Here is a 14,665-nt window from a genome sequence, read left to right as displayed (position 1 = left end):
TTGTGGTTTAATGGCTATTGTGTGATGATTACGGTTTGTTCTGATGAATGGTATATATTTAATCGGTTTTCTTTTAAAAACCCTAAAAGTGTAATATTAAACTCTGCCGCAAGATCTACGGCCAAACTGGATGGAGCGCCAATAGAAGCAATAATAGAAATTCCCGCCATTGTTGCTTTTTGAATTAACTCAAAACTTGCTCTTCCGCTTAGAAGCAAAATATGTTCATTTAATGGCAGTGATTGATCTGCGAGAGATCTGCCAATTAATTTATCCAAAGCATTATGCCTTCCAACATCTTCAGTTAAAAGAATCAAATCGCCTTGAATATTAAAAAGCCCTGATGCATGAAGACCGCCAGTGGATTCAAAATCGCTTTGAGCAATTCTTAATTTTTCGGGTAATTGATAAAAAACAGATGCATGAATCTGGATCTGCGGTCTCATTAAATTTCCAAATGGGCTTACCGTTTTTATAGATTGAATCGAACTTTTTCCGCACACGCCACAACTTGAAGTCGTATAGAAATTTCGATCTGTCTGCATCAAATTTGGCCTGAAATCTTCTTTAAGATCAACCTGAACAATGTTTTGTTTTTGTGACAAGCAATTCATTTTTATTGCAAAAGCATCTTGAATATCTTCAAAAGAAGTAATAATTCCTTCTGTAAACAGAAAACCAATTGCCAAATCAATATCATTACCTGGTGTTCGCATAGTAACCGAAATATTCTTTTGAATTCTCTCTGAATGAGAACCGTAAGAAAGCCTGATTTCAAGAGGTTCTTCAACAGAAAGCGTGTCTAAAAACGATGAGGTTCCGTTGTTTTCTATTCTTTGAACACTTACGTGTTTGATGGAAACTAATTCCGTATAATTTATTTCCATGATATTGTAATTGAAGTTGTTACGTAAATTTAATTAAAAATAGGTTCAAAAAATATACTTTCATTCATTAATTGAGAGCATACTATTCGATTTTTATATTTAATTTTCGACCTATTTATTTCACGATTTCACTCATCAGTTGTAGGAGATCTTCTGCGCCTGCGTTAAATTTTCTACCGTTAACAAAAAAAGAAGGTGTGCCATTTACACCGCTTAAAATGCCGCTTTCAAAATCAGAATCTACTTTTGTGGCAAGTTCAGATTTTTTAATATCAACATTAAATTGATGCGGGTCTAGCTCCAATTTCTCTACTAATTCTAATAAAAAAGGTTCGCTTAGAAGTCTCTGATTTTCGTAGATTGCATCATGCATTTCCCAGAACTTTCCCTGCAATGCTGCGGCTTCTGCCACTATTGCTGCAGGACGGGCGTATTGATGCATTTCTGATAAAGGAAAATTTCTAAAAACAAATTTTATCTGTTTGCCGTAATTCTGCATCATTTCTTTAAGAATAGGATAAGCTGCACCACAATAGGGGCATTGATAATCTCCATATTCTACGATTACTATACTAGCATCTTTTTTTCCTAGTATATGATCAGTTTTACTGACCGTTGGTTTTAGTGACATAATTAATTGGTTTTATAGTTTTTCTAAAGCTTCAAGAATCCCATCAGCACCTGGGTTTACAGCCATTGGCGAGAGATAACTCCATTGTATAATTCCTTCTTTGTCAATTACAAAAAGGGCACGATTGCATTCGCCTTCTATCTCATTGTATACGCCATATTTTTTTGAAGTGTCTCCTTTTGGTTCGAAATCGGCCAGTAAAGGAAAATGCAGATTTCTAGATTGAGAAAAGGCCATGTGGCACCATTTGCTGTCTACAGAAATACCGAAAATTGTGGCATCATATTTCTTAAAGTATTTCAGCATTTCGTTGTAAAGTGCCATTTGGTCGCTGCAAACTGGACTCCAGTCGGCAGGATAAAAAGCTAAAATCACGTTTTTTCCTTTAAATTCTGATAAAGTGATTTTTTGATCGGGTGTTGCAAATAAGGTAAAATCTGGCGCAACGTCATTTTTCTTCAGCATAAGATTTATTTTTAAGGTTAAAGTCAGTAATTGGCAGTAACAATGCACAAGCAAGTAGTAATGCAGCAGGTAAAATAAGTGTCCAATTTTTGAATAACGGAAGTATAATTGGTACGACAGAAGCCCCTAGCAAAAAGCCAATCCATAATAGTAAAAGCCGAAGAGCATTGAGTTTATAAAACTTCCGACTGTTTTTATTGCGAGATAGACTTAACATTGCTGTATTTCTTGCCAGACTATTCAGCGTTCCTGTCACGAAATCGGTATTTATTTTTTGAGTTCCAACAGAGGTTACAATGGTATTCATAACACCAGTTGAAAAAAGAATTATAGGTATCGACAATCCGTTGTTTATCGTATAATAATTGGATGCCATTGTATAGACAATCAATATGCCTGAAACGATATAAAATGGCAGTGTCTGAATTTTGGATTCTCTCCACAACGAAATACAGGTTCCAGCATATATTCCGAAGACAAAACAACCAATTACCGTTATAGACGAAAGAAGTACATTGAATTTGCCACTGGATAAAGCGATTCCCAATTGTGTGCTGTTTCCGCTTATAAAAGAGACATATACTTTCCATTTCAGGAAACCGGCAGCATCAAGAAAGCCTGCAATAAAGGCTAAAAATATGGCAAGTTTCTCTTGTGATCTAGTTTGTTCAGACGAATCTATGAACTGTGTTTGGACATCCACAATACTTATGATTACGGTTGAATAAACAGTTTGCTTTTAGGGAATTTTTCAATTTCGCCTTCTTCCAAACCAAAATTGGTTACCACGACATCTTTTGGATTTCCTGCAAGCCATTCGCTTAAATCAATAGATTGATAGGTGCCACTATTAAATCCAATTAAGATTTTACAAACTGTATTTCCAGTATTTTTAATGTAATGTCCAGCACCCATTGGTACATAACCGACATCTCCAGCGTTGAATTGTTCGGTAACGACTGTGCTTTCTGCTAAGAAAACAGACATTTCGGCTTGACCAGAAATATAATATTGCCATTCATCAGCATTGGGATGCCAATGCATTTCTCTTAAAGCGCCTGGCTGTAATTCTATAATAGATCCCGCCATTGTTGTGCTGATAGGGAATTCTTTGCTTGTTACCAATCTTTGCAAACCGCCACCTGGAATTATTCTAGGTTGTTGAGAATGCAAGGGATAACGATGTAAATTGGTTAACTCAATATCTGATTCTTCAGGTCGGGGAGTGGCAGTAAAGGATAATTCGTCAGGAACAATTCCGGCTGCAAAATAGGCTTCTTTTTGAGGTAATGCGACTACTTCTTCCAAAGTAATTCCCAAGTTTTGAGCAACAATTTCTGGTGGCATGCAGGATACAAAATCGGTAACGCTGAAAGTGTGATCTTCGGAAAAATTACCATTATCAAAGATTAAAATAAAATGGCATTCTTCTGTTCCTGTTGCTTGAATTGAATGTCCGTATCCTTTTGGAAAATACCAAACATCGCCTGGTTCAAAATTATCCGTGTAGCTTTTGCCATTTGGATGAATAATTGTTGTGCGAACCGTTCCTGAAATAACATAAGCCCATTCTGCTGCATTTGCGTGCCAGTGTAATTCGCGCATACTTCCCGGCTGTAGTCGCATGGAAACTCCTGCGATGCCAATAGAAGCTGGAAAATCCTTAACAGAAGCTCCTCTTGTTGTACCGCCGTCATTGGTGCGTGGTTCTTTTTTTTCTAGTTCGTATTTGAAACTTAATAATTCGGTAGTCATAATAATAGCTTTTTGATGATTAATTGTATTGGTTTTTAATTCTACTGTAAAGCTATTGAAGATATATGCTGAGTATAGTTTGAATTCGTTAGATGGGCAAAATCAGTCGTTGAATTTAGTAAGAGAACTTTAGTAATAATTTGAAGCTTTCTGATTGTAGAAGATTTGTTTCTTTAGAGTTTAAACCAAAAAAAAATCACTGCAAATTACAGTGATTTTTGATTTTATAAAGAGGGAAGTTTTAATTATTTATATAACCATTTTTTGATCAGTTTGGTATAATTGGGCATTACCACGAATACCATTAAAAAGACAATGAAACCTGAAATTACCAAAGCATCAAAATAATGATATGCCGGAATTTTCAAGAACCTTAAAAAGGGTAGTGCCAATAAAGGAATTAAAAGTGACAATGGGTAAATGGCGGACCACGTTACAAGAAATTGTTTCCAGCGAACAGGAACTTTGTTTCCTTCGTTTTCCCCATTAAAAAGAAAATCCAAACCTGATTTTATCTGGTAGTTGTCATTTTTTCTGAATAATGGATTTGCTTTTTTAATGAGTATTTTTCGGTCTTCCGATTCCATCCAGTATTTAAGATTTTCAATGGTGTCAAATCGGATGATAACTGTGTAAACAAAAGTTAAATGTGGAATTGGCCGTACGATCTGCAAATCGATAAAACCATTGGAGTGTTTGGTAATTGGAACAATTTTATCCAGCCATTTTTCATATTTCTGTTCTTTTCCATCCAAAATATGGTGAGTAATAACAACAGATGCGCCTTGATTTTCCATATCACGATTTGTTTTTGGTTGAGGTTTAAGTTTTGTTTGGAATAATTAACGAACTAAAATAATTTTACCCGTATGGCTGCCATCTTCTAATAATCGATGTGCATCAGGAGCTTCGCTGAAGGGAAAGGTTTTAAAAATAATCGGTTTGAATTGTTTTGACTCGATTAAAGGCCAGACATTTTTCTGCACTTGTTTGGCTAGCTGTTTTTTAAAATCATAGTCTCGGCTTCTTAAAGTGCTTCCGGTAATTGTTAAACGTTTTATCATTACTTTCCAAATATCCAGATCTACATGGCTGCCGCTTACGGCATTAATATGAACTAATCTGCCTTCGGGTTTTAGGATGTTTACATTTTTACTCAGGTAATTACCGCCAATCATATCTAAGATGACATCGACTCCTTCTTCCTGCAAAACGGTTTCAAAATCTTGGGTTTTGTAATTGATATAAGAAGCAGCGCCAAGATCGAGACATTTTTGGCCTTTTTCATCAGATCCTACTGTTACAATTACACGAATGCCAAGAGAATGGGCAATTTGGATTCCTGTAATGCCAATGCCACTATTACCGCCGTGAATCAAAAGAGTTTCTCCAGATTTTAGGTTTCCTCTCTGAAAAACATTTGACCACACTGTAAAAACTGTCTCAGGCAAACTTGCTGCTTCGGCAAAAGTCAGTCCAGCTGGAATTGGCAAGCATTGACCTTCCCGAACGCTTACGTATTCTGCATAACCACTGCCAGCGAGAATAGCGCAGACTTGATCACCGATTTTTAAATCGGTAACATCTGGTCCGCATTCGACTACAATTCCAGAAACTTCCAAACCTGGAATTTCAGATGAAACTCCAGCTGGTGCAGGATAATTGCCTTCACGCTGGAAGATGTCAGAGCGGTTTAAACCTGCTGCTTTAACTTCTATTAACACTTTGTCTCCACTTACTTTTGGAGTTGGATATTCCTGCAGTTTCAGTACATCTGGAGCTCCAAATTGAGTTATAACTATTGCTTTCATGTAGTTTGTGATTAGTGGTTTTTATTGGATTGTTCCATTCTTTTCCAAGTAAGTTTATGAATGACCCAACGTGAATTACTTATAAATGGTTTCTCTGTTTCTAAATGAAGCAATCCATCTTTAAAAAGAACTTTTCTGCTTTGTGTCTCATTTCTCCAATTTTCAAAAAGTGAAATAGACATAGTATGGCTGACTATTTGTTTTTCATCATCAGTTTTGAAGGGACCAGAATAGGCGAGATAAGGAGGACTGTCTTTTGTATCAGAATGTTCAAAATCAGTATTCATTATTTGTGCCGACATATAGCCGTCACTGTTGTAAATAATAATGCCTTTTGGTTTGGTTCCCATCGGATTTGTAATTTTTCCTTCCCCTAAAGGTACTTCAATCAATTCAACTAATGTCCAAGAACCGATTAGTATTTCAAACAAGCTATTTTTCATAATACTCAAAATAATAAGAGCGCACATTGGTGCGCTCGATTTCTATACTATTAAAACGGCTGATTGTATTTGCCAGTCAACGCTTTGTTTTCTATGCTTTTAGCAAAGTTAGGAGTTTCTTCATGATTGTGTGTATCAGAAGCAGCTTGTCTTGAAGCGGCAGCGCCGACTAGATCTACTCCGTGTTTTTTCAAGTATTCAAACATTTCTGGTGTTGCAGTTGCATGAATCTCGTTGGTGTAAAGGCAAGTGTTTTCATCAATTTTGGTTACTTTAAGCTCCCATAAAACCTGAACTTTAGTACGGCCGTTTTTAGTAATAGAATCTGAGATAGACAACATACGGCAATAATCTGGACGATGAACTGTTGCCACATAATGCTGCACCATTAAAGCATCGCCAATTGTTTCTACGTTAATAGACATGGGTTCTCCTTCATAGGTACTGGTAATTCCCGCACCAATATGCTGAGTGGAACAACGTTGGTATTCTGCATCAGGAAGGTTTAAAAGCCAGTCTGCAATATTTACTTTTTCAATTGGAGCATTAATAACTGCAGTTACTGCTGAATGTGATAATGCGTTTTCTTTGGTTTGGATGATTTCCATGATTTCTTGGTTTTAAATGTTTAACTGAAGTAAATTTACCGTCTTACATTCGTGTAGCATTCCACTATTCATCGAATGGGCAAAAACACTCGTTTAAATACGGAAATCAGTCGTTTGTTGTTTTGAAGTTTGGAATAAAGGCACAAAATTATATCAATTTCAGAAAACATAAGCACTGGAATGCAAAGAACAAAAAAAAGACCGCCTTTTACAGACAGTCTTTCAATTGAATAATATATAGTAAGATGGTTTTTCTTGAATTTAAAACGAGCTATTGTCTTATTTATTTCACAGTGATTCTAAAAAAACTTTAGCTTCTAAGAGTGACGAGTTCAGAATCTTTTCGACATCATTTAAAATCTGCTGTAAAGTTGCATTTTGTTCTGTAGCCAATTCAAGAATATTGAGTTTTTCTTCTAAAAGAGGCAATAGTCCCATTATAGCAGCACTTGATTGCAAGTCATGTGCTCTAAGTTTCACCATTTTAAAATCTTGATTTTGATAAGCCGTGATAAGCTGTTCTAAATGTAGCGGGACATTGTCAATAAACTGTTTGGTAACAGTTTGTTCAAACGCTTTATTACCGCCGCTTACCGATTGCATATACGAAAGATCAATATGTTGAAAAACAGGATCAGATTGTATAATGTTTGTTTCTTCCGAATTTGATTCTTTCAGTCCGAAAGCAGCAATTAGTTTAAAAAGTTCTTCTTCTTTTATAGGTTTTGAAATGTATTCGTTCATTCCTCGGCTCAAACATCTTTCTCTTTCGCCAGGAAGTGCGTGCGCCGTCATGGCAATTATAGGAATATCCAGTTTTAAGATTTCTCTAATTTGCTGAACAGCCGTATATCCATCCATTTGAGGCATTTGTAAATCCATTAATACCAGATCACAATCTTTTTTCCTTAGATATTCGACTGCTTCCAAACCGTTAGAAGCCATTTCAAAATCAACATTCCATTGTGAAAGCAAATGTTTCATCAAACTCTGATTGATCGCGTTGTCATCTACAACTAGAACCCTCAAAGCGCTATTTGAGATATCTTTAAAGTGGTTAATATTGACAATAGGTTTAGAATTGAGCTGTTCTTTAGCAATATCATACGGAATATAAAAGCTAAAGGTTGTTCCTTTTCCTTGTTCACTTTTTACTTCAATATCACCGTTTTGCAATAAAATCAACTTTTTTACTATTGATAATCCAAGGCCAGTCCCACCGTAATTTCGAGTTGTGGAATCTTCCCCTTGATTGAATCTTTCAAAGACTTCATTTAGCTTTTCTTTATCAATTCCAATTCCCGTGTCTGTAATTTTAAAGCCCACAACAATCTTATCGTCATGTTGGAGTTTGTTATAGACCTCAATGCTTACAGATCCCTGATGCGTAAATTTTATGGCATTTCCAATGAGGTTGACCAATATTTGAGTTAATCTGGTGGCATCACCAATTAAAGTATCAGGAATCGAATTATCGACTTTACTGGAAATGGTTAGTTTTTTTTCTTTTACCCGTTCTGAAAAAAGCGTTTCAACCGAATCCAATAATCCGTTAATGCTGAATATTCCAGGCGTAATGCGCATCATTCCAGCCTCGATTTTAGATAAATCGAGTATGTCATTAATAATGGTCATTAAATTTTCGCCCGAACGCTGAATAGAACTCACAAATTCTGCGGAAGTTTCATCCAAAGGTCTTTTCTGTAATAAATTGGTAAATCCTAAAATACCACTAAGCGGCGTTCTGATTTCATGACTCATATTAGCTAGAAAATTTTCTTTAGTCTGAGCAGCAATGGATGCTTTTTTTTCTGCAATATCCAATTCTTTGATCAGAAAATGTTGTCTTCTAAATTGGCGCATAATATGATATCCTATAACGGCACCACTCAAAACTAGTAAAACTAACAAAGAGATGTCATAAAGTTTTGCTCTTTGGCCCATTTCCAGACTTAGATTTCGCAGCTCCACCATGCGCAATTGACGCTTACGGTAAATCTTTGCTGTAATATCAGTAATCTCATTAGAAATTATTCTGGCTCTAGGATTGGCAATGGAGCTATCATCATCCATATTTCCTAAAGAATCATAACGATGTAGGAGTTTTCCTTTTGTGACCATTTTATCCTGAGCCAAAACTCCGAGTCTTTGTATTAATCTTTCCTCTTCAGGATCGGCATTATCTACAGAAAGCGAATCGAGAAAATTTCTAATCTGCCTGATCTTTTGATCAATTCCTTCTAAATGTGTAGTGTCATTAGTTGCGATCGAAGCTCGAATTCTGCTTTCGACACCCAAGATATCACGGTCAATTTCTCTTAAATGATTGCTAGAACGCAATTCATTTAAAAGGGTATTATTATTTCGTATGAGTTCTTTAGTATTTTGAGCCGAATTAATTTGTACAGCAATCAATAATATACTGCATAAAATAAAACTGCTGATTATAAAATAACTAAAGCGTTTGTTACCCATTACGGTAGACGTATTTATCATATAAATAAGTGTAATGAAATTGTATTATCTTAATTCAATAAGATAGGATTCTAGTTTACGCAGCAGAAAGAATAAAATGGCATTTAGAATACATTCATCCTAGTATTAAGCGCTTTTCTGTAAGCATCTGCAACAGGAATAAATTTTTTGTTAATCATAATACCTCCGTCTTGTAAAGTGTCAATTTTACCAATAGAAACAATATAAGAACGATGCACTCTAATGAAATCATCTTTTGGCAGACGTTCTTCGGCAGTTTTCATTTTGCCGTGAATGGCAAACATTTTTTCTTTGGTGTAAAACTTTACATAATCTCCCATTGCTTCAGCATAAAAAATATCATCTAGCTTTAATCGTCTGGTAATATTAGAATCTCTAACAAATAAAAATTCTTCTTTACCAAATTGTATATTCTCTTTTCTGCTCTCAATGATAGACTGTGCTTTACTTACTGCCTGTAAAAATCGGGCAGGAGTAACTGGTTTTAGAATATAATCTGCAATATTCAACTCAAATGCCTCCAGTGCGTATTCTTTTTTAGAAGATGTAAAAATGATGATGATATCTTTCCCTGAGAGATTTTTTGTCAACTCAATTCCTGTCATCTCTGGCATTTCAATATCCAAAAAAATTAAATCTACCTGATTTTCCTGTAAATGATGGTATGCTTCAATGGCATTAGAATATTCATTTACAACAGTAAGATTCGGAATTTGTTTTGCCAAATGAGATAAAGTGGTTCTTGCAATATCATTATCATCAACAATTAACGCTTTCATGGTATTTGGTTTTTGGTTTAGACAAATATACTTATTACTTGTTATTTTATCTAAAGTAAGAGCGTATCATCCATGCCATTTCTTCATGAATTTCTATTAAACCAGTAATAAAATCGCTTGAACCATAATCTTTATAATCATCAGCAAAAGGAGTAATGTTGCCACGAATAAATTCAATGATGCTTTCATGGTCTTGCAATAGATCTTTCATAAACCCTAAACCATCGTTGGTTCTTTCACTGTATTCTGTAAGATGCGTCAATTCAAGATAGGATTTTAAGGTAGCGGGTGCGTAGTGGCCAATTTTGCGCATACGTTCAGCAACGCTGTCAATAATTTCATCTAGTTGTTTATACTGATTTTCAAAGAAGATGTGATTCGCATGAAAATTATCGCCTGTAACATTCCAGTGTGCGTTTCTAGTTTTGGTGTAAAGTACAAATTCATCTGCTAACAGTTTTGCTAATTCGTTAGAAACAGCGTTTGTGTTTTTTTCTGTAATACCAATGGTTGCTTTCATAATCGTAAGTTTTTAAGTTATAAGCTCTGCAGCTTTGTTTTATAATGTAAAGGTCATTAGAAAATGGCTGTGGAGCATATGATTTTAGGTAAACAGGCAAAATGAGTCGTTGAAATCTAGAACTTGCTCTGTGAGTATAATTAATTTAGCGAAATGTTCTTTTGAAAGCCTGCCTGATGAATCAAGAAAAATTTTAATTGTTATTTTTGAGTTAATATCTCAATCAAGGTTTTTTCTTGACAGCTAAATCTATATTTTTAAAATCTTAAACGATACCCCAAAAAAAATGACTAAGAAGTTCTTAAAGAAAACGGCAATAAGTATTGCGACATTATTTCTACTTTTAATAATTGTGCTTACAATTGTTCCGTATGTCTTTAAAGACGAAATAACGGCGAAATTAGAAAGTATAGCCAATGAGAAACTAGATGCCGAAGTACGTTTTGATCAGATAGGACTTTCCGTTTTTAAACATTTTCCGGCATTGACCATTTATGCTAAAAATGTTACTGTAATGAGCAAAAAGAAACAGTTTGAAGCTGTAAGCATTGTAAAAGCAGGAAGAGTGTCTGCGGGTCTGAATTTTTACAGTTTATTGAAGGGAAAGATTGTTTTAGATGCCGTATATCTTGATGAAGCAGATTTAAATCTTGAAATAGATTCTAAAGGAAACGCCAATTTTAATATTGTCAAACCTTCTAAATCTGTAGATACAGCAAAGACAGAATTCAATATTAAAAAGGTTGTTATAAAGCAAACTAATATATCATACAATGACAGAAGCGCACTTTTAAAATTTAAGGTTCAGGATTTGAACTACAAAGGCAAAGGCGATTTAAGTGCCGATTTATTTGATCTTGATTCTAATGTAAAAATTAAATCATTCGATTTTGGCTTAAACGGTGTCGATTATGTTCGAAATAAACCCGTCAATGCTGAAATAATCACTTACATAGACGCTAAAGCACTTAAGTTTAAATTTGAGCGTAATGTTATCCGCATTAAAAATTTTCCGTTCTCATTTAATGGCCATTTTGCATTTATAAAAGGAGGATATGATTTTGATCTGCGTATGCAGTCGAAAAACTCTACATTAGAAGAAATGCTGTCCCTTGTGCCTCCAGCTTACGATAAGTGGCGTGAAGAGATGACCATTAGGGGTAATATTGATTTTAGGATTTTTGCGCGCGGAAGGTATATGCAAGACCTTTCAGAAAAGCCAATTGTTTCTGCTGATTTGCAAATTAATAACGGTACAATTGCTTATAAAAGAATAAAAGATCCAGTAAAAGATATCAATATATTAGCCAAAGCAGAGGTTAAAGAGTTAGACATTAATAAATTAAAGTTTGATTTAGATAATTTGTCATTTAATCTGGATAAAAAGAAAACGACAGTTAATTTCCATTCAGAAGGTTTTAAAAAGCTAAAAATTAAAACGGCTGTAAAAGCCGATTTAGATTTGGCAAAATTAAAAGAAGCCTTAAATCTTAATCAGAATGATATTCGTGGAGATATTGCTTTGGATTTAAAAGCCGACGGTATTTTTTTAAGAGATTTAGGTTTTAGTTCGCGTTTAAATAAAGTAGATACGATCATTAAAAGCATTCCTAAATTTCAGCTAAATCTTAGCCTGAAAAATGGATATCTTCAAAACATAAAGAAAAAAGATGCAGTAAAAAATATTCACCTAAATCTAACGGTGACAGCAAAAGACAGTATTTTAAGAAACGTTTCGGCTAAAATAGAGAATTTGAATGCGGAAGCTCTTGGCAATTTTGTTCGAGGACGATTCGAACTCCATAAGTTATATCCTTTTACTGTAGATACCGAATTGGAATCTAAAATCAATCTGGCAGAAGTGCACAAATTTTATCCTCTAGACAGTTTAGAAGTTAAGGGTGATTTAAATTTAAAGGTAAGCATGCATGGAATTTTAAACCGCAAACAGAAAAAATATCCCTCCTCAAAAGCAGTGGCAAGTATTAAGAACGGATATTTGAAATCACTCAAATTCCCTAATATGCCAGTTGAAAATATAAATCTAAATGCTGCGGTCTCAAGTGATAGAGGTACCGGAGAAGATTTAGATGTAAAACTACAGCAAGCGGAATTTGTTCTGGCAGGATCTCCTTTTAAAGTGCAGGGAGAGGTTAGTAATCTTTACGATTTGGTTTACAATATAAAAACTCAGGGAACATTGGACGTTGGTAAATTAACTCAAATATTCCCCATTAAAGATTTGAGCATTTCAGGAGTTATCCAGACCAATCTTATTGCTAAAGGATCTAAAAAAGATATAGATGCGAAAAATTATGACAATATTAAAAACGGAGGTAAGCTAGAAGCACGCAGTTTGGTGATTAAAAGCGCCATGTTTCCTGAACCCTTTGAGATTTCTAAAGGAACATTTAAGTTTTTTAAAGATAAGATGCGCTTTGAAGAATTTAATGTCACTTACGGTAAATCTGATATTGTATTAAATGGATACATCCATAATATTTTAAGGTATGTTTTTAATAGAAAATATCTACGCGAGTCTAACGAAAAGCTCAAGGCAGATATTAATCTATCGAGCAATCAGATTGATGCAAACGAGTTTTTTGATATGATTGCAAAGTATACAGACCAGAAAGCCGAAGAAGAAGTAGCTCAAAAAACAGATTCTATACCTGTAAATACAGTTCCTAAAAATAGCAATGCAAAGAATAAAAACTACGTAATTAGAATTCCTAGTAGCGCCGATCTAAAAATCGCAGCAAAAGTCAATAATCTTCAATTTGATACTTATAAGATTAAAGATTTTGTTGGAACTCTAGTGGTTAATGATCGTAAAGTTCAGGTAACAGAAGCCGCTTTTAATATGGCAGGAACTAAAATAGCCATGACCGGTGATTATAAAGCGCTGCATCGTCGTTTAGCAAAGTACAATGCAAATTTTAAAGCTAGCAATTTTGATATTCAACGTGCTTATGCTGAGATTCCGATTTTTGCCGAATTGGTAAGTATGGCTAAAGATGCCTACGGTTTGGTATCGGTTGATTACCAGTTAGGAGGAAGTATCGATCAGAATATGGATATTGACTTTAAATCTATTGAAGGCGAAGGAACATTGACCTTAGAGGATATTAAATTTAAAAATTTCAAGATTTTAAACCACGTAGCCAAAAAAGCAGATGCTGCCGACTTGGAGAAAGCAACTTTTAATAAAATTGCCATTCATTCGGCCATAAAGAATAATGTAATGACCATAACGCCAACAACCATGAAAATGGCTGGTTTTAGGGCGAAGCTAGAAGGGCAAGTTACTATGGATGGTAAAATAAATGTCGGGTTTCGTGTAGGGTTGCCTCCAATGGGGCTTATAAATATTCCGATGAAAATTACTGGAACGGCAGATGATTTCGAAATTTCGACCGGTAAGTTTAAAGAAGACGCAACTTTTGCAGAAGAGAGTGAGCTGAAAAATTTGCGTCCAGAACGCCGCAGACCTAGAGAGAAAGATTCTTTGAACACATCACATTCAAATGGTGAAAATCCGTAGGACAATTATTCATTTTGCTTAATAAGTTTGGTACGGAAAAATCAATTTGATTTATAATGATGCTCATACCAGACATTAAGTAAACTGTTCTTCTTATGAAGGAGGACGGTTTTTTGGGATTTTAATCTTGAAGAAAGGTCAAAAGGATCAAACCCGAGATCTTTTAAAAAAGTTTTGACAGTATTTTTTGAAGATGTATGGTCGCCTGCAAAATAGATTTCATCTTTGCTTTTGGTTACGAGCGACGTTTTTTGAGGCTGTAGCATTACTGGACTGAAAAGTTTTACCACATAAGCCTTAGGTAGCAGTGAAGCTGTAATCTGAAAAGTAAGGGCACTAGTAATGCTTGATACGAGAAGTTTCGGATTAAATATCAGTCCGCTGGTATGTACAATGATTTTGCCCGTCATGTCCGGCAACATTCCAATAGTTTTCTCGAGATCTTCTCTCGGAACAAAAAGTATGATAACATCTCCCATAGCAGCTTCCTGAAGTGAAACTAACTTAGCATTTCTTATGCTTTCGGTCGTTTGCTGTATGAAAGAGTTGCCGCGCGGATGATTAATAAGAATTTCATAACCTGCAGATGAGGCTCTCTGTGCCAGTTCTAGTGTAAGGCTTCCAATGCCTATAATTCCTATTTTCATACTTTTATCTTTTTAGTATTGCTTCTATTGAGAATATATACTAAAGTTATTACAAGAATTTGATTTACAGTACAGTATT

The 14,665-nt window shown here is 34.9% G+C and carries 14 protein-coding genes; 1 reads left to right on the top strand and 13 read right to left on the bottom strand.

The genetic code is table 11. From position 1 onward, the window contains the following. Nucleotides 1-14: 14 nt before the first annotated feature. The 12 genes from fdhD to QLQ95_RS22590 all read right to left on the bottom strand — a co-directional run bounded on the left by fdhD (nt 15) and on the right by QLQ95_RS22590 (nt 10,395). The gene (gene fdhD / locus QLQ95_RS22645) at nt 15-887 is read right to left on the bottom strand and encodes a formate dehydrogenase accessory sulfurtransferase FdhD (protein ID WP_428237228.1); all 873 of its coding nucleotides are present in this window, start codon (nt 885-887) and stop codon (nt 15-17) included. 115 nt (nt 888-1,002) lie between these two features. Then, nucleotides 1,003-1,518 carry a DsbA family protein gene (locus tag QLQ95_RS22640; RefSeq protein WP_428237227.1) on the bottom strand — a complete coding sequence of 172 codons (516 nt, stop codon included), beginning with the start codon at nt 1,516-1,518 and terminating at the stop codon, nt 1,003-1,005. Between the two features lie 12 nt (nt 1,519-1,530). After that, nucleotides 1,531-1,983: a redoxin domain-containing protein gene (locus QLQ95_RS22635; RefSeq protein WP_428237226.1), complete on the bottom strand. Its 453-nt coding sequence runs from the start codon at nt 1,981-1,983 to the stop codon at nt 1,531-1,533. After that, nucleotides 1,967-2,686, bottom strand: coding sequence for a YoaK family protein (locus QLQ95_RS22630; RefSeq protein WP_428237225.1), 720 nt, complete (start codon nt 2,684-2,686; stop codon nt 1,967-1,969). Before QLQ95_RS22630 ends, QLQ95_RS22635 begins: the two co-directional genes overlap by 17 nt. Nucleotides 2,687-2,697: 11 nt before the next feature. Beyond that, complete coding sequence (locus QLQ95_RS22625; protein WP_482501803.1) at nt 2,698-3,738, bottom strand: cupin domain-containing protein; 1,041 nt, start codon at nt 3,736-3,738, stop codon at nt 2,698-2,700. A 245-nt stretch (nt 3,739-3,983) separates the two neighbouring features. After that, nucleotides 3,984-4,535, bottom strand: a complete 552-nt coding sequence (locus QLQ95_RS22620) for an antibiotic biosynthesis monooxygenase (RefSeq protein ID WP_482501802.1) — start codon at nt 4,533-4,535, stop codon at nt 3,984-3,986. A 45-nt stretch (nt 4,536-4,580) separates the two neighbouring features. Beyond that, nucleotides 4,581-5,549: an NAD(P)H-quinone oxidoreductase gene (locus QLQ95_RS22615; RefSeq protein ID WP_482501801.1), complete on the bottom strand. Its 969-nt coding sequence runs from the start codon at nt 5,547-5,549 to the stop codon at nt 4,581-4,583. An 11-nt stretch (nt 5,550-5,560) separates the two neighbouring features. Further along, a complete protein-coding gene (locus tag QLQ95_RS22610; protein ID WP_320493874.1) occupies nt 5,561-5,992 on the bottom strand; it encodes a lipocalin-like domain-containing protein in 432 nt (143 codons plus the stop codon). Nucleotides 5,993-6,042: 50 nt separating this feature from the next. Beyond that, nucleotides 6,043-6,600 carry a hypothetical protein gene (locus QLQ95_RS22605; protein ID WP_482501799.1) on the bottom strand — a complete coding sequence of 186 codons (558 nt, stop codon included), beginning with the start codon at nt 6,598-6,600 and terminating at the stop codon, nt 6,043-6,045. A 288-nt stretch (nt 6,601-6,888) separates the two neighbouring features. Further along, on the bottom strand, nt 6,889-9,096 hold the full coding sequence (locus QLQ95_RS22600; protein ID WP_095930415.1) for an ATP-binding protein: 2,208 nt from the start codon (nt 9,094-9,096) through the stop codon (nt 6,889-6,891). Between the two features lie 83 nt (nt 9,097-9,179). Further along, nucleotides 9,180-9,875, bottom strand: coding sequence for a LytR/AlgR family response regulator transcription factor (locus tag QLQ95_RS22595; RefSeq protein WP_111289323.1), 696 nt, complete (start codon nt 9,873-9,875; stop codon nt 9,180-9,182). Nucleotides 9,876-9,921: 46 nt separating this feature from the next. Continuing rightward, complete coding sequence (locus tag QLQ95_RS22590) at nt 9,922-10,395, bottom strand: Dps family protein (protein ID WP_250836272.1); 474 nt, start codon at nt 10,393-10,395, stop codon at nt 9,922-9,924. A gap of 286 nt (nt 10,396-10,681) precedes the next feature. On the opposite strand from QLQ95_RS22590, the gene QLQ95_RS22585 reads away from it, so the two are divergent. Beyond that, nucleotides 10,682-13,939: an AsmA family protein gene (locus QLQ95_RS22585; protein WP_482501798.1), complete on the top strand. Its 3,258-nt coding sequence runs from the start codon at nt 10,682-10,684 to the stop codon at nt 13,937-13,939. A gap of 41 nt (nt 13,940-13,980) precedes the next feature. Here QLQ95_RS22585 and QLQ95_RS22580 read toward each other — a convergent pair whose 3' ends face one another. Next, the gene (locus QLQ95_RS22580; protein WP_320493877.1) at nt 13,981-14,586 is read right to left on the bottom strand and encodes an NAD(P)-binding domain-containing protein; all 606 of its coding nucleotides are present in this window, start codon (nt 14,584-14,586) and stop codon (nt 13,981-13,983) included. Between the last annotated feature and the right edge of the window lie 79 nt (nt 14,587-14,665).

The sequence above is a fragment of the Flavobacterium sp. B330r genome, assembly GCF_056824325.1.
The sequence above is the reverse complement of the archived record's forward strand: the minus strand, read 5'-3'. Positions and strand labels throughout refer to the sequence as shown.